Below are 23,503 nucleotides of genomic sequence, written 5' to 3' on the forward strand. Positions count from 1 at the left end.
CAGCAAATTAAAACAAAATTCTAGCCTGATGGGTTTGATTTGATCTTCATCACTAAAACCTCAAATTCAATTTACACAATTTACACTTATTTAAAGCAAATATATAGTTACGGCATATCAGAAATATTACTGAGTTAAATTCTCTGATTTTTCACAAAGTTTCATTATTTTTACTTAGAGTAACATATACTAAATACAAACTAGCTCATTTATGATTTTTGCAGGCTAAACCTATGAGCCTAAAACGTTTGACGTTAAATAAACATACACATCAATTACCTGATGACAAGTATTATTCAATACCAAGCTCCTTGAAAATACTTAGAACAATTTTAAATCCTAATCATCAAATTTTAAATAATTCATGTTTACAAAATTATTCACGAGCAGAGCTAGACTTAAGAAAACCTCAATCACTTAAGCTTGGAACTTGGCAGATTATCCATCTTTGTAGAGTGTTAGTCGTAATTCTACTCGATAGTGTGATGATCTTTTCAGCAGTTATACTTGCAAATCAAATAGTTAATCCAATTGACAATTATTTATCACTTGGGCTGGAAGGGCAAAACTTTAACTTTTTAATTAATACGATTGTAATTAATTTGATTATTTTGTATGCTTCCAAGCTTTATGGAATTGATCGCCAAAGTCGTAGCTATACTAATTTATTTAAATCGATAACACTCGCTTATATTGTATTATTATTAGAAGTTTATTTGGTTCATTTATCAATATCGCCTTATTTTGTAAGTTTAAGCTGGTTATTAACAGCAGTTTTAGTTGTCGGTGAAAGATTTATACTCAACTCGACTATAGATAATATTAGAAAAAAAATTCCAGAATTAAGAAGAAACGTATTATTAATAGGCAATAAACAAGACATTATTCAGGCAAAAAAAATTCTTGAAACTCATCAAACATTCAAAATAGTCAATGTAATTGAGTTATTTAGTCCTAATCATTTAATCGAATCTAGTCAACTAATTAAAGCGATCGCACTTCATGAAGTCGATGAAGTATTAATTTGTTCCTGGGAATATTTAGCCAATCCAATTGCTTTGTTATGGGAACTAAACTGTGCAGGAATTAGCTGGAGAATTATGTCTGTATGGCTTAATTTACCTCTACAATGGACGGATATTAGTTTAATCGAAGATATTCCTACTTTCAGATTTAATTCAGCAGCCATTATTGGTGTAGATTTTTGGTGCAAACGTGCATTCGATATTGTAGTTTCTATCTTACTTTTGTTCATTTTAAGCGGACCAATGCTAATCAGTGCGATTTTGATCAAACTTGATTCTCCAGGTTCGGTATTTTATAAGCAGACTAGAGTAGGTTTAAAAGGTAAATGTTTTCAAGTCTGGAAATTTCGCACCATGGTAGAAAATGCCAGCGAACTACAAAAACAGTTAGAAGCTAAAAATGAAGTTAAGGGAGGTGTCTTATTCAAAATCAAAGATGACCCCAGAATTACCAAGGTAGGAAGATTTTTGCGTCGCTACAGTCTCGATGAATTACCGCAACTATTCAATGTGTTGCAAGGAGATATGAGTTTAGTAGGCCCCCGTCCTCTTCCAGTTAGAGATGTTGAAAAATTTTCTCAGCACCACTTTTTTCGACACGAGGTTTTACCTGGAATCACAGGACTTTGGCAAGTTAGCGGTCGTTCTGATATTGAAAATTCTGAAGAAGTATTTAAGTTAGATTTTGCTTATATTAAAAACTGGTCTCTTACTCTCGATTTAAAAATATTGTTGCAAACTTTCCAAGTAGTAGTAACTAGTAAAGGTGCATATTAAGAGCATTTTGCGAAAATTATCATTAAAAATTTTAATATTATGGAATCTAATTTATATACTGACGAATATCTTAATTTTCAAAAATATTGGCTGGTTGTAAAACGCCGTATTGTTCCAGCCTCAGTCACTTGTCTTGGTGTAATAACTTTGTCTTTGGTTACAGCTTTATCCTTAGAACAGATTTACGAAGCAGAAGGGCAAGTAATGATTAAAACAAACAAATCTGCTAAGTTAACTGGTTTAGAAAACGATATTGGTAAAATTGAAGTTCTCACTAATGAAAGCGATCCTTTGACTACAGAAGTAGAAGTTGTTAGTTCAAGACCAATTATTGACCGTGTAATTAAAGAATTAGATCTCAGAAATAAACAAGATGAATTGTATCGCTATAAAGATCTGATTAATAATCTTGAAATTAAAGCGTTAACAGGCAGCAACGTAATTAAAATTGCCTATGAAGATTCAGATCCTGAAAGAGCAGCTTTAGTAGTTAATAAAATTATTGAGCTTTATCAAGAAAAAGACACTGAAAATAATCGCTCCGAGGCTATTGCTGCTCGTGAGTTTATTAGTCAAGAATTACCTGAAGTAGAAGCTAAAGTTGCTCAAGCAGAAGCTGATTTACGTAATTTTAAAAATGAAAATCAAATTGCCAATCTCTCTGAAGAAACCACAACTTTAATTGAAACCAGCAAGTTAGTTGATACCCAAATCGATCAGGTAGCTGCCCAATTGCAAGATGTTAATGCCAGATACGCTAGCTTAAGCAGTCAATTAGGCATGGGTGTCTCAGAAGCTGCTGCGATTAGTTCCCTCAATCAATCAGTAGCAGTTCAAAAAGCTTTGACTCAATTACAAGATGTCAAAGTTCAACTAGCAACCAAACGAAATTTATTTGGTGAAAATGCACCGCAGATTATCTCTTTAAAAGAACAAGAAGCGGAACTAACAGCTTTACTAGAACAACAAATTCAGCAAACTCTTGGCAGCCAATCAGCTAGTAGCGTTGCTCAACTAAATATTTTAGGACTAGGCAAGCTTAAACAAGAGCAGATTAGTGAATTTGCAAATTTGGGGTTACAAAAGACAGGTTTAGAACAAAAATTAGCTAATTTAAAACAAACCAAAACAAATTATCAACAAAGGCTTGCTGTTTTACCCAACTTAGAAAAACGACAAAAAGAACTAGAAAGAAAAACCAAAGCTGCGCAAGCAACCTATCAAACTCTACTCGGAAAATTACAAGAAACCCAAGTAGCAGAAAAACAAAATATCGGGACTGTTAGAGTTTTAGCTAATGCGATTCCTCCCGATGAACCAAGTGGTCCTAGCAAAAAACTGATTGTCGCTGCTGGCGGTTTGTTAGGAGGATTATTGGGAATAGCGGTAGCTTTTTTATTGGATTTGAAAGACAACTCTTTGAAAAATAGCAAAGAAATTGAAGAAATATTTGGTTATCCTTTGCAAGGTGTAATTCCAGATTTAGAAAAAGAAGGTTCACCTCATCTATTGGTAGGAGACGTGGTTGATACACTACCTCAACTACCAGCTAGTCAAAATGCTCATAGTAATAATCGTCATGTTTTCTTACCAATCAGAGAAGCTTATCAAATTTTACAGGCTAATCTAAAACTGCTTAGTCTTTCTCAAGAAAGAAAAGTAATTGCTGTTACTAGCTGTGTTCCTCAAGAAGGTAAATCTCACGTTTCTGCTAATCTTGCGATCGCTCAAAATCAAGTCGGAAAAAGAATTTTACTGATTGATGCGGATATGCGTCGTCCTACTCAACACAAGATTTGGAGTATTCCTAATTATCTAGGTTTAAGTAATGTTCTTAAAGGGGAAGTAGAGTGGCAAGAAGCAATTAAAACCATCAAACCAGGCTTAGATATTTTAACAGCAGGAGAGCCTCCCGATAATGCTGTACCCTTAATTGATTCTGAACGAATGAAACATTTAATTGGAACTACTGCTTTAAACTACGACCACGTTATCTTTGATACTCCACCAATTACAGGTATGGCAGATACCAGAATTTTAGGCAGAATGGTTGACGGACTTTTAATGGTAGTGCGTCCTGGAGTCGCTAATTATGGCAGTGTTTCAGTAGCCAAAAAGTTGATCGAAACAACTGGTCAGTCAATTATCGGTGTAGTAGCCAATGGAGTCAATTTACGCAATGAAGCTTACGGTTACGACTATTATTACTATCCCAATTATGAATATGACGATTCTTATTCATTAAACCAGGGAAAATAATTAAATGCTAGGTAAACTTAAAGCCCTTGAAGATAAACTCAGCCCAGGATTGCGTAAAATCGTCCTGAATATTGGCTGGCTGTTTACTGAGCGAATTTTGTACATGGTAGTTTCCCTGATAGTGGGAATCTATGTAGTTAGATATTTAGGTCCTGAAGATTTTGGCAAACTTAGTTATAGTTACAGCTTTTTTTATCTGTTTTTTGCTGTTGCTAAATTAGGTTTAAACGATATTGTTGTCAGGGATATAGTTCAACAAGAGAAATTTACCCCAAAAATTTTAGGCACAGCTTTTGTTCTGAAATCATTTAGTAGCGTCATTAGTATTTTTTTGATCGCTAGTTCGATTTGGATGGTCAATAATGATGTTCAAATTAGGTGGATGACGATTATCATCGCTTTGGGTTTGGTCTTTGATGGATTTGAAGTAATTGAGTTTTGGTTTCAATCCCAAGTGCTATCTGGTCCGATCGCTACAGTTAAAAGTGTACAAATTTTTCTGGCTGCAGCAACAAGAATTTTATTGGTTTGGTTAAAAGTCCCTCTGGTTAGCTTTGCGTGGGTGTTTTTTGTTGAATTTCTGATCAAAGGAATCGGCTCAATTTGGGTTTACCTTAAATATCATCAATCTTTTCAGAAATGGAAGTTTCGTTGGTCGACTGCGGTGGAATTGCTGCAAGATTCGATTCCTATGCTGCTGTCGGCAGTGATGATTTCTATCTACATGAAAATCGACCAAGTAATGTTGCAGAATTTGGTAGGCAGTAAGGAAGTAGGAATTTATGCAGCAGCCGTAAGGTTCTCAGAAATTTGGTATTTTGTCCCGATGGCAATTTGCGCGTCGGTTTTTCCTTCGGTACTGAAAGCAAAAGCTAGAAGTAAACGAGAATACGACCTCAAAACTCAACAACTCTATGATGTCATGGCCTGGATTTCGATCGCTATTTCTCTATTAATGACAGTAGCCTCCCAACCATTGGTAAATATTTTGTTAGGTAAAGAGTACGCCGAAGCAGGAATTATTTTAGCTTTACATATTTGGTCGGGACCGTTTGTCTTTTTGAGTGTAGCTCGTGGTCGTTGGTTGATTGCCGAAAAGTTGACCAGATTTGAATTTATGGCAACGTCACTGGGAGTAGTTGCCAATATTTTATTGAATTTTTATTTGATTCCTTTATATGGAGGTAAAGGCGCAGCTATAGCAACTTTAATTTCTTATGCTTTTGCTTGTTATTTAGCCGGAGCATTGTTTCCACCCTTATTTAAGAATACTTGGATGTTAACTAAAGCTTTATTTATTCCTGTTCGGATTAAACAAAATTTGCTTTATTTCAAAAGAATTAGGCAAGTTTTTTCTTAACGAGGAACTGTTAATTGATGAAAGTTCTACTCATTAATCATTCCGATCTCGCTGGTGGTGCTGCTCGCGCAGCCTATCGCTTGCATCAGGGATTAAAGCAACTAAGCGTTGATTCTCAAATGTTAGTACAACAAAAATTGAGTGATGACCGCGCTGTATTTGCTCCCACTAACAGACTAGAAACAAGTATTGGTAACTCTAGAATTGCTGTTGATGCTTTGCCATTAAAGTTTTATCCCCAACGTCATGATGTTACTTATTCTTTACAGTGGCTTCCAGACAGAACTCTAGCTAAAATCAACCAACTTACTCCTGAAGTGATTAATTTACATTGGATTGGAGAAGCTTTGCTGCAAATTGAAACAATCGCCAAATTAGCTCGCCCAATAGTTTGGACGCTGCATGATATGTGGGCATTTACAGGAGGCTGTCACTATAACCAAAATTGCGATCGCTATAAACTGTCTTGTGGTAGTTGTCCTCAATTAGGTAGTAACAGTAACTGGGATTTGTCTCGTTGGGTTTGGCAACGTAAAGCTAAAGCTTGGCAGCAGCTTGATGTAACCATTATCGCTTTGAGTTCTTGGTTACGAGATTGTGCAGCTTCTAGTAGCTTGTTTCAAAATTGTCGCATTGAACTAATTCCCAATGGTATCGATCTAGAAGTTTATCGACCAATTGACCAAAAATTCGCGAGAAAATTATTACGTTTACCTGAAGATAAGCAGTTAATTTTGTTTGGTTCTCTTGGTGCTACCAGTGATACCAGAAAAGGATTTCATCTACTACAACCAGCACTGCATCAATTAGAGCAATTGGGTTGGCAAGACATAGAATTGGTGATTTTTGGAGCTTCTCGACCTCAAAATCCGCCGAAATTCGGCTTTAAAACTCATTACCTCGGCATCCTTAAAGATGACTTGTCCCTAGCTTTAGCTTATAGCGCAGCAGATGTTTTTGTTTTACCGTCAACCCAAGACAACCTACCCAATACCGTTTTAGAAGCGATCGCTTGTGGTACTCCTGCGGTAGGTTTTAACATCGGTGGTATGCCAGATTTGATTGAACATCAACAAAACGGTTATTTAGCTAAACCAAATCAGATTGAAGATTTAGCTCAAGGTCTAATTTGGATTTTAGAAAATGAATCAAGGAGGCAAAAATTAAGCGGTCGCGCTCGTCAAAAAGCAGAGCAAGAATTTTCTTTACAATTGCAAGCCCAGCGTTATGTAAATTTGTTTCAAGAATTAGTTTTAACTCACCAAAAAAGATTTCAATATAATTAATTTAACTTAAAGTTTTACTCAATTAAGTAATTAAAATCTTGAATCCTCAATATATAAAATTACACCAATTTATTCACACTAAAATTGAACCAGTAATTGCTGTATTACTGATATTATACTATTTTGGTCTTAATTTACCTCCCATAATAGGTACTGCTGCTAAATATCTTTGTTATCTTTTAGTGGCTGGCTTAGTAATCATTAATTTTTTAACAAAAGGTCAAAAATTTGCCTATGTTGCCACGAGAGATTTATTTCCTTGGTTATTATTAGGATTGAGTTTTGCATCAATTCTTTGGTCTGCTGCTCCTGAATACACCTCTGATGAAGTTGAACCACTTTTAAGAGCTTCTTTGCTCGGAGCATATTTAGCTACACGCTATACAATTAAAGACCATATGTGGCTGTTACTATCGGCTTTGGGTATAGCAGCATTTTTTAGTATTATGTTTGCTGTGATTATGCCAAATTATGCCATTGATTTTGTTTCTAACAACGAAGTTTCTTGGCAGGGCATCTTTAATCACAAGCAGTATCTTGGTCGACAAATGGCGATTGGAGTAATCACTTGTCTGCATTTATTTTTAGATAAATCTAAACATCGTTTTTTGCTTCTGGGATTATTATTTTCTTTTTTAATTTTAGTAATACTTTCTAGTAGTAAATCCGCTTTGATTTTATTGTTTTTTTCTTTATTATTATTTCCAATTTTTACTTTACTTAAGCAAGGATATCGTCTCAAAGTAGCCATTTCAATTTTTGCTTTTTTAATAATTACCAGTATTGCTATATTAATTACTATTAATCTAGAAACTATTGTAGTTGATATTTTAGGCAAAGATTTAACTTTTAATGGACGTACAACTATTTGGAGTTTAGCTTTAGAAAAAGGTTGGGAAAGACCTTGGTTGGGTTATGGTTATTCTGGTTTTTGGACTTCTGACGCTGCTAGTTATATTTTAAATAATACTTGGGCAGTAGTAGCAAAAAGTGAAGGAGAAAGATTTCATGCTCATAATGGTTTAATTGATGTCTTTTTACAGTTAGGTTTAGTAGGACTTACTTTATGTCTGTTGAGTTTTCTAAGATTATCTTGGCGAGCTATCAACTTAATTCAAGCTACTCATCAAAGAGAGTTTTTATGGATACTACAATTCTTGTTTATTTCTTTTTTGGCAAACTTTAGTGAAATTAGAACTTTTATAGACGGAGGTGCAATGTGGGTCTTGTATATATCTTTTTCTTTTTTACTTGGTATTTGGTGGAAAAGAATTAAATCACCACATCGTAATTACAAAAAACAATCTTACGTTGAGAATAAAAAGCTTATGCAAAAAATGTAGATTTTAATAAATAAATATGGTAAGTTAATTAAAACAAAAAATACTAAATATTTTTTTATTTATTGTTTGATTGTATTGGGACTGGTACAAGTTAATTTAGGATAAAAAAAATTAATTGATATTGATTTTATTTGATTAAATCAAACATCTAATTAGAAAAATATTATTTATTATATAATAATATAATTTTTAAAATATTATCGATTTTTTAAACTGATCAACAAAAATATTGAGGAAAAAAATGAAAGTTTTAGTAACTGGTTCTAGCGGTTTAATTGGTTCTGAAGCAGTAGAATATTATGACTCCAAAGGACATCAAGTAGTAGGTATTGATAACAATATGCGAGCTACGTTTTTTGGAGAAAAAGGTGACACAACTTGGAATTTAAACCGTTTACAAAAGGCTACTCAAAATTTCAAACATTATAGTGTTGACATTCGCGATCGCGAAAATCTCTTCAATTTATTTGAAAATAATCCCTTTGATCTAATTATTCACTGTGCTGCTCAACCTTCTCACGACAAAGCTTGTCAAATTCCTTTACTCGATTTTGAAGTTAACGCACTAGGAACAATTAACTTACTTGAGGCAACCAGACAGTTTTGTCCCGAAGCAGTATTCATTCACATGAGTACCAACAAAGTATACGGTGATGCACCCAACGAGTTAGATTTAGTTGAGCAAGAAAAACGCTACGACTATGCCAATCCTGAAGACTTTAATGGTATTACCGAAGCTTGTCGTATTGATCGTTGCTTACATTCTCTCTTTGGTGCTTCTAAAACTGCTGCCGATGTCGTTGCACAAGAATACGGTCGCTATTTTGGCATGAAGGTAGGAATCTTTCGTGGTGGTTGTTTAACCGGCCCATCCCACTCTGGAGTTGAACTGCACGGTTTTCTTTCTTATTTAGTCAAAGTAGCAGTTACAGGTGGTACTTATAAAGTTTTTGGTTACAAAGGTAAACAAGTACGCGACAACATCCACAGTTATGACGTAATTCAAGCCTTTGAAGCTTTTCGTCACAATCCTCGACCAGGAGAAGTTTATAACTTAGGTGGTGGACGCAACAACAGTATTTCGATTTTGGAATCCTTTGATCTGATTGAAGAGTTAACTGGCAAAAAAGTTAATTGGGTTTATGTCGATCAAAATCGCATTGGCGATCATATTTGCTATATCTCCGACTTAAGCAAACTCAAAACACATTTTCCTGAATGGGATATTACCAAGAGTATTACAGACATTTTCCAAGAAATTATTATCTCTGAACAAAAAAAACTTAAAGTAACTGCTTAATTAAAAAAAATCAACCATGTTAGGTATAGACCAAAACCGACAGCAGACTAAGGTAGAAGAAACTGCTAATAGATTACTGCTTTTTGAATTAAATCCAGGCGGACATCATCCTGGTTATCTACAGCATTTAATTAAATATTGGTGCGCTCAACAATTTCCTGGACATTTGGATGTATTGATTTCGCGCGAATTTGCTGACAAACATCCTCAGATTGTCTCCTTGGGAAATAATCACTCCAGAGTGACCTTTGTTCAGATTACCCCTGAAGAACAAAACCAACTATTTAATAGTGAGCAATTAGAGCATTCGTTTTCTGGTCGAATCAAACGAGCTTTTCAAGAGTATCAAATACTGTCGCGTTACACTAAAGTTTTAGGGACAACTCACTGTTTTTTGATGTACCTTGATACCATACTGTTACGTTTAGCCATCAGCAGTAAATTACCCTGTCGTTTCTCTTGTATTTATTTTCGACCGATCTTTCACTATGCCAATTTTCCCAGCTACAGCAGTGAAGACAGGGAATGGTTATGGCGTTGGCGAGACCGAGTTTGTTTACCAAGACTGTTAAACTCTTCCTATCTTGATACTCTCTTTTGTCTCGATTCGGTGGTAATAGAAGAACTGAATCGAATGAGTAAATCACCTAAAGCCATTCATTTACCAGATCCAGTCCAAATTTATAACCATCCAGCAAGTGAAATCGAACAACTCAAAAACAGTTTAGCAATAGAACCTGGTCGAAAAGTATTTCTGTTGTTTGGTGCTTTATCAGAGCGAAAAGGACTGTTTAAATTATTAGAAGCGATTACAACTCTCACACCTGAACTAAGTCAGCAACTTTGTTTATTGTTAGTTGGCCCGATTACGCCAAGAGATCAAGCATCATTAGAAGCTCATCTAACTAAACTACCCAATTTTGTGCAAATCATTCGTATAGATCGATTTATTCCTGATGAAGAGATTCAACCCTATTTCCAAATTTCTGATGTAATTTTAGCTCCCTATCAGCGTCACATTGGCATGAGTGCGATTTTAGTTCGAGCAGCAACTGCACAAAAACCAGTGTTAGCTTCTCATTTTGGCTTAATGGGGGAGATAACTAGGCGTTATCAATTAGGATTAGCGGTAGACTCTACTATTCCTGCTCAAATTGCTGAAGGATTATGCCGTTTTTTACAAACAAGTCCAGAAGCTTTATGCAACCGTAGCCAAATGAATCAATTTGCTCAAATTAATCAAGCCGAACTATTTGCTGAAAAAATCTTTAATTGCTTGACAAAATCGAAGTCGACTAGAGGCGGAGTTCGCTGATTAAATGTTTTGACGAAAAAAAGCATCGATTACTAATAACTAATGAATGTTCTTTTTTTAACAACTAATCTTCCTAGTCAAAAACTACATGGTAGTGAGGTTGCTTCACAAACTATTATTGATGCTCTCAATCAAACTGGCTGTCATGTCACAGTAGTAGGATACACTCGCAAAGAGGATAATATCACTCAATTTAGTCCTCAAGAAATTTTAGTGCGAGAACAATATGTAGAAACCAAAAAAGCCAAGTTCTACCCTTTCTTGTGGTTTGGTCAAAGTCTGATTCAAAAATTACCTTATTCTTCAGCTAAATATTATTCCAGTGACTATATCAAGGTAGTAAAATATCTCTTAGCTCAAAAAAACTATTCCATTGTAATTATTGACCATTCCCAGTTAGATTGGTTGACTAAATTTCTACCACCTCAAACCAAACTGATCTTTATTGCTCACAATATCGAACAAGAGATCTATCGTCAGCATTGCCAAAATAGTAACAATCCTCTAGCTAAATTAGTTTATCAACGAGAAGCTGATCTAATCAGAGACATAGAAGCAAGCCTCACTCATAAAGTACAAGAAATTTGGACATTGACCGAACATGATGCTCAATACTTCGCACAGTTTAATCCCTCAGCCAAAATTAGACCTTTACCCCTTCTTTCTAGCTTGGATAATTTAAACAATCAATCAATCAATAAACAATTTGATGTTGGTTTGATTGGTAGTTGGACTTGGAAAGCTAATCAAGACAGTTTAAAGTGGTTTTTAAGCGAAGTTTATCCTCTTGTCCCTAGTTCGCTCTCAATTCACATTGCTGGGAGAGATGCTGATTGGGTTAAAGAACAATATCCCCAAATTACATATCAAGGATTTGTTGAGAATGCTCAAAAGTTTATCGCACAGGCGAAAGTCTTAGCTATTCCTACCCTTAGTGGTGGAGGTATCGAAATTAAAACCCTTGATGCGATCGCATCTGGCTCTCAAATTGTTGCCTCACCAACCGCTATTCGTGGTATTGGTGAACCGCCACCAACCGTACAAGTAGCGCAAAATCCACAACAATTTGCTGAGTTGTTGATTAAAGCAGTTGATATTCAATCTGAAGCTAATTCCTTTGAGTTAGTTCATCAATGGTATTATCTACGCCGAGAAAAATTTTTAGCAGAAATTGCCGAAGCAATCCAACAAATTTCAACCAACCAAGAACATATTATTAAAACTCATGGATCTCACAAAAACTAATAAAACCCATGAATTTGAAGAAATTCATCTATTTGGTACGAAATTTCATAAATTAACTGTTTGTCAATTAATCGAATACATTGTTAAGGCTGCTAAACTGAACCAAAAAACAATTATCGGCAATGTTAATATCCGAGGGATGAATTTTGCCTGGGAAAAATCTTGGTATAAAAACTTTTACAATCAAGCAGATTTAGTTTTTTGTGATGGATTTGGTGTTCTATTAGGAGCAAAATTACATGGTAATTGTGTTGATAAAAAACACCGCATGACTTGTCCTGATTATATTGAAAACTTAGCTAAGGCTTGTGAAAGCAACCAAGTTTCTCTATTTTTGTTAGCTGGTAAACCAGGAGTCACCGATCAAGCGATCGCAAAATTAACTAAAGTTGCACCACAGTTACGAATAGCAGGACATCATGGTTATTTTGCCAAATCTGGTTGGGAAAATGAAGCAATAATTGAGCAAATTAATCAATTTAAACCTGATGTTTTATATATCGGTTTTGGTATGCCACTCCAAGAAAGTTGGATTTTAGAAAATATTGATAAAATCAATGCTAAAGTTTTTCTTCCTTTAGGTGCTTGTCTTGATTTTTATACCGAAACTGTTTATCGTGGACCACAATGGATGACCGATGCTGGCTTAGAATGGTTAAGTCGATTATTAACCGAACCAAGACGTTTATGGAAAAGATACATCATCGGCAATTCACTGTTTGCTTATCGAGTGTTTTTGGAATACTTAAGTCAACGCATTAATCGTAGCTCTAATTAAGCTATTCAATCTAATTTTCTTGTTCATAGTGAATTTTTGATTACTATTAACCATGAAAAATTCTGAAGTAGCTAGCTTTCAGTAACTTGATTAGTACCATCACTATAAATCGGTTTGATTTGACGAATTTCTTGCCACATCCGATAACCTGCTTGTAAAAAACACCATAATAAGATAGCTAAAGATTGTTGATTGAGTAACAGAGAAATATCTCCGCTACCAACAGTTAAAGCAGAAAGTATAAATACAAATATCAAAAAACAAAAAAGCCTTTTAGGTAACTGTGACCAATTTTCCATTTTGCCTCCTCCGTAGCGATAAAGAGCATAAGGCATATAACGTGTTAGTACTTGAGTTACTAACAAAATCGTACCAACCAAATTAATAGGAGTTATCAAAAGATAACCAAAATATCGATAAATTTGTAACGGCAAGTATAACCAAATTCGTGTACGTTTATTGACATAATTATAAATCCAAAAATAACCCCTTACTACCGCTAAAAAACTGATCCATTTAATTAAAGGTAATGCTAATATTTTCCCATTTTCCAAACTCAAATTGGCAGTTACAAAGTTGTTTTGACTAGCTACTAAGAAAATTATTCCAAACACAGCAAAACAAAAAGACCACAACCAAGGCTGCCACACATTGCTTATTTGTTGATAATTGTAGTAACTTTCAGATAACACTGGTTTTTCTTCATATTTTTCCGCTACTAAATCGTTTTCCCAATAACCAACTTCGTAAATACACCAGAAAGAAATTAACAACAATAACATACTTAAAGCATGGATTAATCGTTGGGAACTAAGCCAACTATAGCTTAACCAAATAATCCACAAATCTTCACCAAGAATTGCTTTAAATAAATACTTTTGTCCAGGTCTTTTTACTTTTTCTAAATAAAAGAAAGGTAAATAAAGATCATTCATTGGCACAGTATATTTAGCTTGTGACCAAATTACATAATAAGGTTGCGCTACTTTGGCAAGTAAAGGAATATCATCAGAAGAATCTGTTACTACTAATGAACTTTCTACTGCTTCAACTCCTAAGGCATCTATTACCATTTGTAGTTTACCTTTGTGTCTATCTATTGCACCTCGCCAAAAACGACAAGTAACTATTTGACTGTAATTAATTGGAATATGTTTTAGAATCGGTATCACAATTAAATTAAAGCCTAAAGTAGCAACTACGACATCAGCCTGATTATTTTGATTTAAAGCAGAAATTATTTCGTTATTACTAAAATCTTTAGCTAATTGTTTAGCTTTTTTTTGCCACAATAATAATGTCCAGGGCAAAAGTAAAGTAGTTCCTATAATCAAAAACCAATCTCGCGAGTCTTTGCCTCTTATCGATGATGGTAACCAATTCCACGGTTGAAAATAGTTGAATATTCTAAGTAATAAAGCTCCAATTAATCGAGGTTGTAAACTGTTGAGATATTCTGCTGTAGAATTGCGAAGTAAAAGAGTTTCATCAAAATCAATAATGATTGGTGTATCTTTTGAAGCTGTTTTGATTGCTTCTATTGTTGTTGTAGGAGAATTTGGTTTATAGCACCCTACTTGATTGTTAACAACAATGTTAAGCGGTTCTCCCATAATTTTTTAGTTAATTAAAAATAATAATAGTATTTTTTCGTCAGATAAAGTTTTAATTTTTACATATAAACTCAAACTTAAATTTATTGATATCTATATTGAATTAATAGTGAGCGATCAAAATAAATGACAACCATACAACCTACAAAAAAAAGTATGATTTAAAAACACAACAGACTAAAATAAATTCTGCTTTTTGATTTATATATTAAAATTTTTATTTTTTTAGTTTAGAAAAATAGAGTTAAGCAAGCTTAAAATAAAATTTAATTAAAATGGCACTATTTTTCTTTGTTAAGATATAGCTCTAACCAGTTATATTAAGTTTTGAGCATCACTGCCAAGATGCAGTAAACGCAGACACCGCATTTACCTAAATAAATATGAATATTAAATATCCACAATCCACAATATCATCAAAAGTATAAAAAGCAGATTAGATTACTATAAGTATTGCTCATAAATAGCTGCTACTGCTTCTGCCCATCCTTGAGAACCAGGTGCAGGAGCGACTTGCCATCCTTTTGAAACTAAACCAGGATGAACACCTTGCACAGAAGCAATAACGATAGGAATATCTACCGCTTCTAACATTTCTAAATCATTTGGACTATTACCCAAACCTACTGTAATAACTTCTTCTTCTGCCAATAATTGGTGATTACTCATTAACCATCGAACTGCTTTTCCTTTACCTGCCTGAGCATCAATTAAATGAGAAAAGCGATCGCCAAGTAAAACTCTAAATCCATATTTAGCTGCTGTATCTTCAACAATTTTGGCATCAATCTGTTTTGGTGAAATAAAAGGTTCAGTAAATTCCCTTTGTTTAGCCAATTTTGCTTCTTCTGGTGGTAGTCCAGTGAGCGATTGAATTGTTTGTTCCGACAGATCGCCAAATCCTTGCAAATTATACTCTAGATCAGCAGATATCTTTTTTAATCCCTCTCTAGCTTTGGTATAGCTACATCCTAAACTATGTAAATGGTATTGATTGATTTGGTCTGCCTGAGCCACTTTCCACCAATTATTACTGCTTTGAGGAATAAAAATACCGCTACCATTTTCAACTATAAACGGATCACTCAAATCTATTTCCTGACGTAATCCCTCTACTTCGGAGCGAGTTTTACTAGTAACTGGGATGACAGGAATTTGTTGTTTCTTTAGCTGGTTGAGAATCGCAATGGCTGGTTGATAGTCATAGTCTTCCTGGTTGAGTAGTGTGCCATCTAAATCTGTAAAAATGATTAGCCTTACCATGATTAAGTGCCTATGCAAAATTAATTACATCGTTAAAAAAGGGAACAGGCAACAGGAAACAAAATTGATAAGTGTGTAAATAGTTATTTTTATCTACTTACAGCCAACCCATCAGGAGTAACAACTTGAAGAAAAAACTATTTTCGAGCAATTAGCCAAATTAAACTTAAGATAATTCATTTGGTTGACATCCTCACCGCACTTCTAGGGCGGTGATTCCTAAGACTCACGACTTAGGTTTCTGTTTCCTTCCGCTGTGCGCGGTTTTTCGCAACTGCCTACGCGAGTTGCTCATGGGGGAAACCCCCAAGACCGCACTCGCTCCTTTAACACTATGGTTATCGGGTCTTATGTCCGCTCCACAGACAATCACTGCGAGTCCCGCAGCGAGTATATTTTTTCCAGCGTTGATGTCTCTATCAATGCCTGTTGTCTTACAGCTAGGGCAATCCCAACTGCGAATATTCAAAGGCAACTTATCCATTACAAAACCGCAATGGTGACATCGTTTAGAGCTAGGAAAAAAGCGGTCAATCTTGACCAATTTTCGCCCGTACCACTCACATTTATATTCAAGTTGACGAAACATTTGACAGATGGCAGCATCGCTAAGAGAACGAGCCAGCTTGCGATTCTTAACCATGTTGCTCACCGCCAAGTCTTCAATAGCAATCAAGCTATACAAGCGAACCAAGCGAGTAGTCAATTTGTGCAGAAAATCGGTACGAGCATCTTTAATTTTGGCGTGTATTCTGGCTACTTTAAGTCGCGCGCGCTCTCGGTTACTAGAGCCTTTGGTTTTCCGACTCAGTTCCTTTTGTGCGCACGCAAGCTTCTGATACAGCCGATTAAAATGCTTGGGATTAGCTATCTTGTCACCATCACTGGTACTAAGCAGACTAGAAACACCAACATCCAATCCAATCTTTTGCTCAGTTGGTGGAAGTACTTCTACGGTATAATCATCAACCAACAAAGAAACGAACCATCTACCAGAAGGTTCGAGTTTAACAGTAACAGTCGATGGTTCGCATCCTTGTGGAAGATACCTCGACCAAACGATATTCAATGGTTCGCTGCACTTAGCCAGCCAAACTTTACCATCTCGGTACTTAAAAGCCGACTTGGTAAATTCTGCCGAACCACCATTACGTTTTTTCTTAAAACGAGGATATTTAGCTCTTTTGCCCCAAAAGTTAGAAAAGGCTTTTTGCAAATGCCTCAAGCATTGCTGCAAAGGTACGCAGCTAACCTCATTGAGAAAATCAAGTTCTTCGGTTTTCTTCCAACTGGTCAACAAACTAGAAGTTTGTTTGTAATCAATTCTTGTTTGTTTTTCATACCAAGCGATTGTTCTTGCAGCCAAAGCTTTGTTGTAGACCAAACGCACACAACCCATTGTCCGTCGCAAGAGATTTTCTTGCGATAGTGTTGGGTAAAAGCGAAACTTGTAGGCACGTTCAGTCATGCCTCACATTTTAACACGTTTAATGTAAAGCCGTCCTAGAAGGACGGGGTTTCTACCCAGGAATTTTGATGAACCAATACGTAACAAGGGTTCACCCCACTCAAGCCTTAATCTGTTCTTAATCTGACTGAATCAGCATGAGAAGGTAATCCTTCTGCCTGAGCCAAAATTTGAATTGTACTCGACATTTTCTTCAACGCCACAGGGGAATACTGAATTAAACTCGAATGCTTCATAAAAGTCTCTACTCCCAAAGCTGAAGCATAGCGAGCAGCCCCTGACGTTGGTAAAGTATGGTTGGGACCAGCTAAATAATCTCCTACTGCTTCTGGGGTGGAATTTCCTAAGAAAATTGCTCCTGCATGACGAATATGCTCTAATAAATCCCAAGGTTCACTCACTTCTAATTCCAAATGTTCTGGGGCAAAAAGATTGGATAGTTCGGCTGCCGTTTCTAACGAATCTACTACTACGATTAACCCATAGTGAGCGATCGCTTTTTCGGTCAGAATTTTACGAGGATGATTTTCTAATTGCCGACTAACTTCTTGCTGTACCTTGTATGCCAAAGTAGCATCCGTAGTTAACAAAATCGCTGCTGCCATTGGATCGTGTTCTGCTTGTGCCAACAAATCGGCTGCTACATAGACAGGATTAGCTTGATGATCGGCGATAATTAATACTTCAGAAGGACCAGCTAAAGAATCAATCCCAACTTTTCCATAGACCATTTTCTTGGCAAGCGTTACATAAATATTGCCAGGGCCTGTAATGACATCTACTTTAGGAATCGTTTCTGTTCCATAAGCCAACGCTGCGATCGCTTGTGCGCCACCAATTCGATAAATTTCTTCGATCCCAACTTCTTGTGCTGCCACTAATACCGCAGGATTAATTTTTAAGTCTTCTCCTGGAGGCGTAACCATAACAATTTTGGGTACTTTTGCCACTTTAGCCGGAATAGCATTCATTAAAACTGTGCTAGGATAAGCTGCTCTCCCACCTGGTACGTATAACCCTGCTCGATCAACGGGAGTATAGCGTTTACCCAAGACAACTTCGTCATCTTCAAACTGTACCCAAGATTTTGGTATTCGTTGACGATGAAAAGCTTCAATTTTTTGACACGCTAATTGAATAGCATGAAGTAAATCCTGGGAAATTTGTTGATAAGCAGCATCTAATTCTGAGCCACTTACCTTTAATTTTTCTAAAGGTAACACCTGTTGGTCAAATTTCTCTGTGTAAGCCAGCAGGGCAGTATCACCTTGAGTTTTGACATTAGTGATGATTTCTCTAACCAGCTCTTCTTTCGGTCGCATATCGTCATCAAATGTGCGACCGCCGATCCGCTTTAATTCTGTTTGTGCCTCAGTTTGTTGAGTGATTATTCGCAGCATGTAGTCCCCATATCCGCTCTTTGCTACTACCCAATGAGTTTTACTTGGCGATTGCCGTCAATGTCACTAGGTAATGACTAGACTAACCGCTAATACATAATTTTTATCTTACTTATAGCTTAACCTGGATTTAAGACTGGTCGTGCTACCCAGAACACATTAATTCCAGAGATACTCTATAATTAAGATCGAGCTAAAAAGGTAAATTCTATTACTTGTATCTTGACTGTAGCAAATTTTAACTGTTATAATCTTACTTCTGATTCTATAAATATTTACAACCAAAACAACTATTTCTAAAAGAAACTGTGGCTAATTCTAGATCCGCACTCAAGCGCATTAAAATAGCTGAACGCAACCGACTCCGTAATAAAGCATACAAATCAGCAATCAAAACCCTGATGAAAAACTACTTTAATGCAGTGGAGCTTTACTCGGCAACCCCAAGTCAAGACAACTTGGATCAAATTCAACGATCAATGTCGGCAGCTTATAGCAAAATAGATAAAGCAGTCAAAACAAAAGTATTGCATACTAATAATGGAGCTAGGAAAAAAGCCCGTTTAGCTAAAGCTCTCAAGCAGCTTACAGCACAGGCTTCCTAAAAAAATACGGGAAGCATTTCGCTCGAAGAGCAAATCGCTCTGCAATTAAACACCAGCTCTTAAGTTTAAATTGCTCAGTAATTATGGCAGGCAGCATCATCAGCAAATGCAGTTAATTGATACCCATGTTCACATCAATTTTGATGTCTTTCAGGGGAATTTAAGCTCTTTGCGACAGCGTTGGCAACAAGCAGGGGTAGTACATTTAGTTCATTCTTGTGTAGAGCCAGAAGAATTTCAGGGAATACAATCCTTAGCGGATCAGTTCCCTGAATTGTCTTTTGCAGTCGGATTACATCCATTAGATGCCGACAAATGGACAGACTCTACTGCCGATCAGATTAAAGCTTTAGCTAACTCAGACCAGAGAGTAGTCGCAATAGGCGAAACTGGGTTAGATTTTTATAAGGCAGATAATTATGAGCAGCAAAAACAAGCTCTGCGATCGCAATTGGCAATAGCTAAAGAACTCAATAAACCAGTTATCCTTCACTGTCGCGATGCAGCCCGAATTTTGCAGCAAGTCTGTCAAGATTTGGGACTCAATCAAATTCCCAAAGGAGTAATGCACTGTTGGGGAGGAAATAAACAAGAAACTCAGTGGTTTTTAGATTTAGGTTTTTATATAAGTTTTAGTGGGATTTTAACTTTTAAAAATGCACAACAAATTCAAGAGTCAGCTAAATTAGTACCTAGCGATCGCTTGTTAATCGAAACTGATTGTCCCTTTTTGGCTCCTGTACCAAAACGAGGAAAAACCAATGAACCAGCCTATGTTAGTTATGTAGCAGAGTTTTTAGCGTCTTTGCGCAACGTTTCAGTAGAAACTATAGCTCAACAAACTACTGAAAATGCCTGTAAACTTTTTGGCATTGAGCTAACTCAATCCAACTAATGATTTCTGTACTAACTAAAACCAAGTTTGTTTAATCAAAAATGGTCGTTCTTCTTTCCAAATTAAACCTTTGTTAACAAGCCTTTCCCATTCATAAACTATTAATGAGGCAAAAACCAAATTTATAATTTATATATTATTTCCTCTCGCCAAAGATCTCAAGAAATACGCCATCAATTAAAACCCTCATGACTAATTTATCCTACAATTTGCTACCAGACCTGATCGAAATTCAACGTTCTAGTTTTCGTTGGTTTTTAGAAGAAGGACTCATAGAAGAATTAAATAGTTTTTCTCCGATTACTGACTATACAGGAAAATTTGAATTACATTTTTTGGGAGAAAACTACAAACTCAAAGAACCTAAATATACGGTAGATGAAGCTAAAAGTAGAGATAGTACTTACAACGTGCAGATGTATGTACCGACTCGCTTAATTAACAAAGAAACCGGAGTCATCAATGAAATGGAAGTGTTTATCGGCGATCTTCCTTTGATGACTGACCGAGGTACTTTTATTATTAATGGCGCAGAACGAGTTATCGTCAATCAAATCGTTCGTTCTCCAGGAGTTTATTACAAAGCAGAAACAGATAAAAATGGTCGACGTACCTACTCTGCTTCCTTAATTCCTAACCGAGGAGCTTGGTTAAAATTTGAAACCGATAAAAATGGTTTAGTTTGGGTCAGAATTGATAAAACCCGCAAACTCTCAGCCCAAGTATTACTTAAAGCAATTGGGTTAACAGACAACGAAATTTTTGATGGATTAAGACATCCTGATTTTTATCAAAAGACTCTTGACAAAGAAGGTAATCCCAGTGAAGAGGAAGCTTTACTAGAGTTATATCGCAAATTACGTCCTGGTGAACCACCAACAGTAAGTGGTGGACAGCAGTTATTAGAATCAAGATTTTTTGACCCTAAAAGATACGATCTGGGTAGAGTTGGTCGTTACAAATTAAACAAAAAACTGCGTCTCAATGTTGCTGATACGGTTAGGGTGCTTACTCCAACAGATATTTTGGCAGCGATCGATTATTTGGTTAACTTAGAGTTTGATGTTGGTAGCATCGATGACATTGACCACTTGGGTAATCGTCGAGTACGTTCGGTAGGAGAGTTATTACAGAACCAAGTTCGGGTGGGTTTAAACCGTTTAGAAAGAATTATTCGGGAACGAATGACCGTAAGTGAGGCAGAAACCTTAACTCCCGCAGCTTTAGTTAACCCTAAACCCTTAGTCGCTGCTATTAAAGAGTTTTTCGGTTCATCTCAGTTATCTCAATTTATGGATCAAACCAATCCTTTAGCTGAGTTGACTCATAAACGTCGTCTTTCTGCTTTAGGACCAGGAGGATTAACCAGAGAAAGAGCAGGATTTGCCGTCAGAGATATCCATCCCTCTCACTATGGTCGAATTTGCCCTGTAGAAACTCCTGAAGGACCAAATGCTGGTTTAATTGGTTCTTTAGCTACCTATGCCAGAGTCAACGAGTTTGGTTTTATTGCCACTCCTTACTATCGAGTCGAAAATGGCAGAGTGGATCGCGACCGCGATCCGATCTATTTAACCGCCGACGAAGAAGATGATCTTAGAGTAGCAGCAGGTGACGTTCCTACAGACGAACAAGGATATATTTTAGGAGAAAGTTCTCCAATTCGCTATCGTCAAGAGTTTTCTACTTGTAAACCTGACGAAGTGGATTATGTAGCGGTTTCACCAATGCAAATTGTCTCCGTGGCAACCAGTTTAATTCCCTTTTTAGAACACGATGACGCTAACCGCGCCTTAATGGGTTCAAATATGCAGCGTCAAGCTGTACCATTACTGCGGCCAGAAAGACCCTTAGTAGGAACTGGTTTAGAAGCCCAAGCAGCCAGAGACTCAGGGATGGTGGTTGTATCTCGGACTCACGGGATCGTAACCTATCTAGATGCTAAGGTGATTCGCGTGCGAGTAATGGAAGGAGACAATGAGCCTCACTCCCCTGCACCAGGAAGAGAAATTGAATACAAATTACAAAAGTATCAACGTTCTAATCAGGATACCTGTCTCAATCAACGTCCCTTGGTCTACATCGGAGAAGAAGTTGTTCCAGGTCAAGTCTTAGCTGATGGTTCTGCCACCGAAGGAGGAGAACTCGCTTTAGGTCAAAACATTCTAGTTTCTTATATGCCTTGGGAAGGATATAACTATGAAGACGCGATTTTAATCAGCGAAAGATTAGTCTACGATGATGTTTACACTAGTATTCACGTAGAAAAATTTGAAATTGAAGCACGACAAACCAAACTAGGACCAGAAGAAATCACTAGGGAAATTCCTAACGTCGGGGAAGATGCTCTCAGAAACCTAGATGAACGAGGCATTATTCATATTGGTGCTTGGGTAGAAGCAGGAGATATTTTAGTAGGAAAAGTCACTCCCAAAGGAGAATCTGACCAACCTCCCGAAGAAAAGTTACTGCGTGCCATTTTTGGAGAAAAAGCTAGAGATGTCCGCGATAATTCTCTGAGAGTTCCGAATGGAGAAAAAGGCAGAGTAGTCGATGTGCGAGTCTTTACCAGAGAGCAAGGAGACGAACTTCCCCCTGGAGCAAACATGGTAGTAAGAGTCTATGTAGCTCAAAAACGGAAAATCCAAGTCGGAGACAAAATGGCAGGTCGTCATGGTAATAAAGGAATTATTTCGCGTATTTTGCCCATCGAAGATATGCCTTATTTGCCAGATGGTACTCCAGTAGACATTGTTCTCAATCCTTTGGGTGTTCCTTCACGGATGAATGTAGGACAAGTGTTTGAGTGTTTACTCGGTTGGGCTGGTGAACATTTAGGCATGAGATTTAAAATTACTCCTTTTGATGAAATGTACGGTAAGGAAGCATCAAGGGAAACCGTTCACGGCAAGATCAAAGAGGCGACTTATAAACCAGGTCGCAATTGGGTCTTTGATGACGAGAATCCTGGCAAAATCCAAGTGTTTGATGGACGGACTGGAGAACCTTTTGACCGACCAGTAACCGTAGGTAAAGCCTATATGTTGAAGCTGGTTCATCTAGTCGATGATAAGATTCACGCTCGTTCGACAGGACCTTATTCTCTCGTAACTCAACAACCTCTGGGTGGAAAGGCTCAACAAGGTGGTCAGCGTTTTGGTGAAATGGAGGTATGGGCATTAGAAGCCTATGGAGCAGCTTATACCTTACAAGAATTACTCACCGTCAAATCAGACGATATGCAAGGTCGAAACGAAGCCTTAAACGCAATTGTCAAAGGTAAGCCGATTCCTCGTCCTGGTACACCAGAATCCTTTAAAGTACTAATGCGAGAATTACAATCCTTGGGATTAGACATAGCTGTACATAAAATAGATACTTCAGAAGATGGCAGTAGTCGTGATGTGGAAGTAGATTTGATGGCTGATACTTCTCGACGTACTCCTAATCGACCTACCTATGAATCTTTAAATCGGGAGGATTTGCAAGAAGAGGAAGTCTAGCTACAACAAATTCAGGCATTGGTTATCAGTTTGTATGTAAGACTGATAGCCAGTTACCCTGGTTCGAC

General features: G+C 36.7%; 16 protein-coding genes. 12 read left to right on the forward strand and 4 right to left on the reverse strand.

The window, feature by feature from the left end; translation table 11 throughout:
- The first annotated feature begins 233 nt into the window (after positions 1 to 233).
- The 9 genes from STA7437_RS07090 (at position 234) to STA7437_RS07130 (ending at position 12,688) form a co-directional block, all read left to right on the forward strand.
- The gene (locus tag STA7437_RS07090) at positions 234 to 1,802 is read left to right on the forward strand and encodes a sugar transferase (RefSeq protein WP_015192695.1); all 1,569 of its coding nucleotides are present in this window, start codon (positions 234 to 236) and stop codon (positions 1,800 to 1,802) included.
- Positions 1,803 to 1,841: 39 nt separating this feature from the next.
- A complete protein-coding gene (locus STA7437_RS07095; RefSeq protein ID WP_015192696.1) occupies positions 1,842 to 4,061 on the forward strand; it encodes a GumC family protein in 2,220 nt (739 codons plus the stop codon).
- A 4-nt stretch (positions 4,062 to 4,065) separates the two neighbouring features.
- Complete coding sequence (locus STA7437_RS07100) at positions 4,066 to 5,421, forward strand: flippase (protein WP_015192697.1); 1,356 nt, start codon at positions 4,066 to 4,068, stop codon at positions 5,419 to 5,421.
- A 17-nt stretch (positions 5,422 to 5,438) separates the two neighbouring features.
- Positions 5,439 to 6,707 carry a glycosyltransferase family 4 protein gene (locus STA7437_RS07105; protein WP_015192698.1) on the forward strand — a complete coding sequence of 423 codons (1,269 nt, stop codon included), beginning with the start codon at positions 5,439 to 5,441 and terminating at the stop codon, positions 6,705 to 6,707.
- Between the two features lie 38 nt (positions 6,708 to 6,745).
- Complete coding sequence (locus STA7437_RS07110; protein ID WP_015192699.1) at positions 6,746 to 8,050, forward strand: O-antigen ligase family protein; 1,305 nt, start codon at positions 6,746 to 6,748, stop codon at positions 8,048 to 8,050.
- Positions 8,051 to 8,291: 241 nt separating this feature from the next.
- Positions 8,292 to 9,350 carry an NAD-dependent epimerase/dehydratase family protein gene (locus STA7437_RS07115; protein WP_015192700.1) on the forward strand — a complete coding sequence of 353 codons (1,059 nt, stop codon included), beginning with the start codon at positions 8,292 to 8,294 and terminating at the stop codon, positions 9,348 to 9,350.
- 16 nt (positions 9,351 to 9,366) lie between these two features.
- Positions 9,367 to 10,665 carry a glycosyltransferase gene (locus STA7437_RS07120; RefSeq protein WP_015192701.1) on the forward strand — a complete coding sequence of 433 codons (1,299 nt, stop codon included), beginning with the start codon at positions 9,367 to 9,369 and terminating at the stop codon, positions 10,663 to 10,665.
- 42 nt (positions 10,666 to 10,707) lie between these two features.
- Positions 10,708 to 11,910: a glycosyltransferase gene (locus STA7437_RS07125; RefSeq protein ID WP_015192702.1), complete on the forward strand. Its 1,203-nt coding sequence runs from the start codon at positions 10,708 to 10,710 to the stop codon at positions 11,908 to 11,910.
- On the forward strand, positions 11,891 to 12,688 hold the full coding sequence (locus tag STA7437_RS07130; protein WP_015192703.1) for a WecB/TagA/CpsF family glycosyltransferase: 798 nt from the start codon (positions 11,891 to 11,893) through the stop codon (positions 12,686 to 12,688). Before STA7437_RS07125 ends, STA7437_RS07130 begins: the two co-directional genes overlap by 20 nt.
- Before the next feature lie 71 nt (positions 12,689 to 12,759).
- On the opposite strand, the gene STA7437_RS07135 is transcribed toward STA7437_RS07130, so the two are convergent.
- The 4 genes from STA7437_RS07135 to hisD all read right to left on the reverse strand — a co-directional run bounded on the left by STA7437_RS07135 (position 12,760) and on the right by hisD (position 18,432).
- On the reverse strand, positions 12,760 to 14,301 hold the full coding sequence (locus STA7437_RS07135; RefSeq protein WP_015192704.1) for a haloacid dehalogenase-like hydrolase: 1,542 nt from the start codon (positions 14,299 to 14,301) through the stop codon (positions 12,760 to 12,762).
- A 444-nt stretch (positions 14,302 to 14,745) separates the two neighbouring features.
- On the reverse strand, positions 14,746 to 15,564 hold the full coding sequence (locus STA7437_RS07140; RefSeq protein ID WP_015192705.1) for an HAD-IIB family hydrolase: 819 nt from the start codon (positions 15,562 to 15,564) through the stop codon (positions 14,746 to 14,748).
- 226 nt (positions 15,565 to 15,790) lie between these two features.
- On the reverse strand, positions 15,791 to 17,032 hold the full coding sequence (locus STA7437_RS07145) for an RNA-guided endonuclease InsQ/TnpB family protein (protein ID WP_015192706.1): 1,242 nt from the start codon (positions 17,030 to 17,032) through the stop codon (positions 15,791 to 15,793).
- A 107-nt stretch (positions 17,033 to 17,139) separates the two neighbouring features.
- The gene (gene hisD / locus STA7437_RS07150; RefSeq protein ID WP_015192707.1) at positions 17,140 to 18,432 is read right to left on the reverse strand and encodes a histidinol dehydrogenase; all 1,293 of its coding nucleotides are present in this window, start codon (positions 18,430 to 18,432) and stop codon (positions 17,140 to 17,142) included.
- Positions 18,433 to 18,740: 308 nt separating this feature from the next.
- Between hisD and rpsT the strand changes: the two genes are divergently transcribed.
- The 3 genes from rpsT to rpoB all read left to right on the forward strand — a co-directional run bounded on the left by rpsT (position 18,741) and on the right by rpoB (position 23,435).
- Positions 18,741 to 19,037 (forward strand): 30S ribosomal protein S20, encoded by a 297-nt coding sequence (gene rpsT, locus STA7437_RS07155; RefSeq protein ID WP_015192708.1) that lies wholly within the window; start codon positions 18,741 to 18,743, stop codon positions 19,035 to 19,037.
- A 106-nt stretch (positions 19,038 to 19,143) separates the two neighbouring features.
- Positions 19,144 to 19,932 (forward strand): TatD family hydrolase, encoded by a 789-nt coding sequence (locus STA7437_RS07160; protein ID WP_015192709.1) that lies wholly within the window; start codon positions 19,144 to 19,146, stop codon positions 19,930 to 19,932.
- A gap of 188 nt (positions 19,933 to 20,120) precedes the next feature.
- On the forward strand, positions 20,121 to 23,435 hold the full coding sequence (gene rpoB, locus STA7437_RS07165; protein WP_015192710.1) for a DNA-directed RNA polymerase subunit beta: 3,315 nt from the start codon (positions 20,121 to 20,123) through the stop codon (positions 23,433 to 23,435).
- The last annotated feature ends 68 nt before the right edge of the window (positions 23,436 to 23,503 follow it).

The sequence above is a fragment of the Stanieria cyanosphaera PCC 7437 genome (genome assembly GCF_000317575.1).
Taxonomy (GTDB): Bacteria; Cyanobacteriota; Cyanobacteriia; order Cyanobacteriales; family Xenococcaceae; genus Stanieria; species Stanieria cyanosphaera.

Coding starts and splice junctions, on each gene's coding strand:
- hisD (WP_015192707.1), bottom strand. CDS start 18,432: ATGCTGCGAATAATCACTCAACAAACTGAGGCACAAACAGAATTAAAG.
- STA7437_RS07115 (WP_015192700.1), top strand. CDS start 8,292: ATGAAAGTTTTAGTAACTGGTTCTAGCGGTTTAATTGGTTCTGAAGCA.
- STA7437_RS07100 (WP_015192697.1), top strand. CDS start 4,066: ATGCTAGGTAAACTTAAAGCCCTTGAAGATAAACTCAGCCCAGGATTG.
- STA7437_RS07135 (WP_015192704.1), bottom strand. CDS start 14,301: ATGGGAGAACCGCTTAACATTGTTGTTAACAATCAAGTAGGGTGCTAT.
- STA7437_RS07095 (WP_015192696.1), top strand. CDS start 1,842: ATGGAATCTAATTTATATACTGACGAATATCTTAATTTTCAAAAATAT.
- STA7437_RS07160 (WP_015192709.1), top strand. CDS start 19,144: ATGCAGTTAATTGATACCCATGTTCACATCAATTTTGATGTCTTTCAG.
- STA7437_RS07090 (WP_015192695.1), top strand. CDS start 234: ATGAGCCTAAAACGTTTGACGTTAAATAAACATACACATCAATTACCT.
- STA7437_RS07130 (WP_015192703.1), top strand. CDS start 11,891: ATGGATCTCACAAAAACTAATAAAACCCATGAATTTGAAGAAATTCAT.
- rpoB (WP_015192710.1), top strand. CDS start 20,121: ATGACTAATTTATCCTACAATTTGCTACCAGACCTGATCGAAATTCAA.
- STA7437_RS07125 (WP_015192702.1), top strand. CDS start 10,708: ATGAATGTTCTTTTTTTAACAACTAATCTTCCTAGTCAAAAACTACAT.
- STA7437_RS07140 (WP_015192705.1), bottom strand. CDS start 15,564: ATGGTAAGGCTAATCATTTTTACAGATTTAGATGGCACACTACTCAAC.
- STA7437_RS07120 (WP_015192701.1), top strand. CDS start 9,367: ATGTTAGGTATAGACCAAAACCGACAGCAGACTAAGGTAGAAGAAACT.
- STA7437_RS07145 (WP_015192706.1), bottom strand. CDS start 17,032: ATGACTGAACGTGCCTACAAGTTTCGCTTTTACCCAACACTATCGCAA.
- STA7437_RS07105 (WP_015192698.1), top strand. CDS start 5,439: ATGAAAGTTCTACTCATTAATCATTCCGATCTCGCTGGTGGTGCTGCT.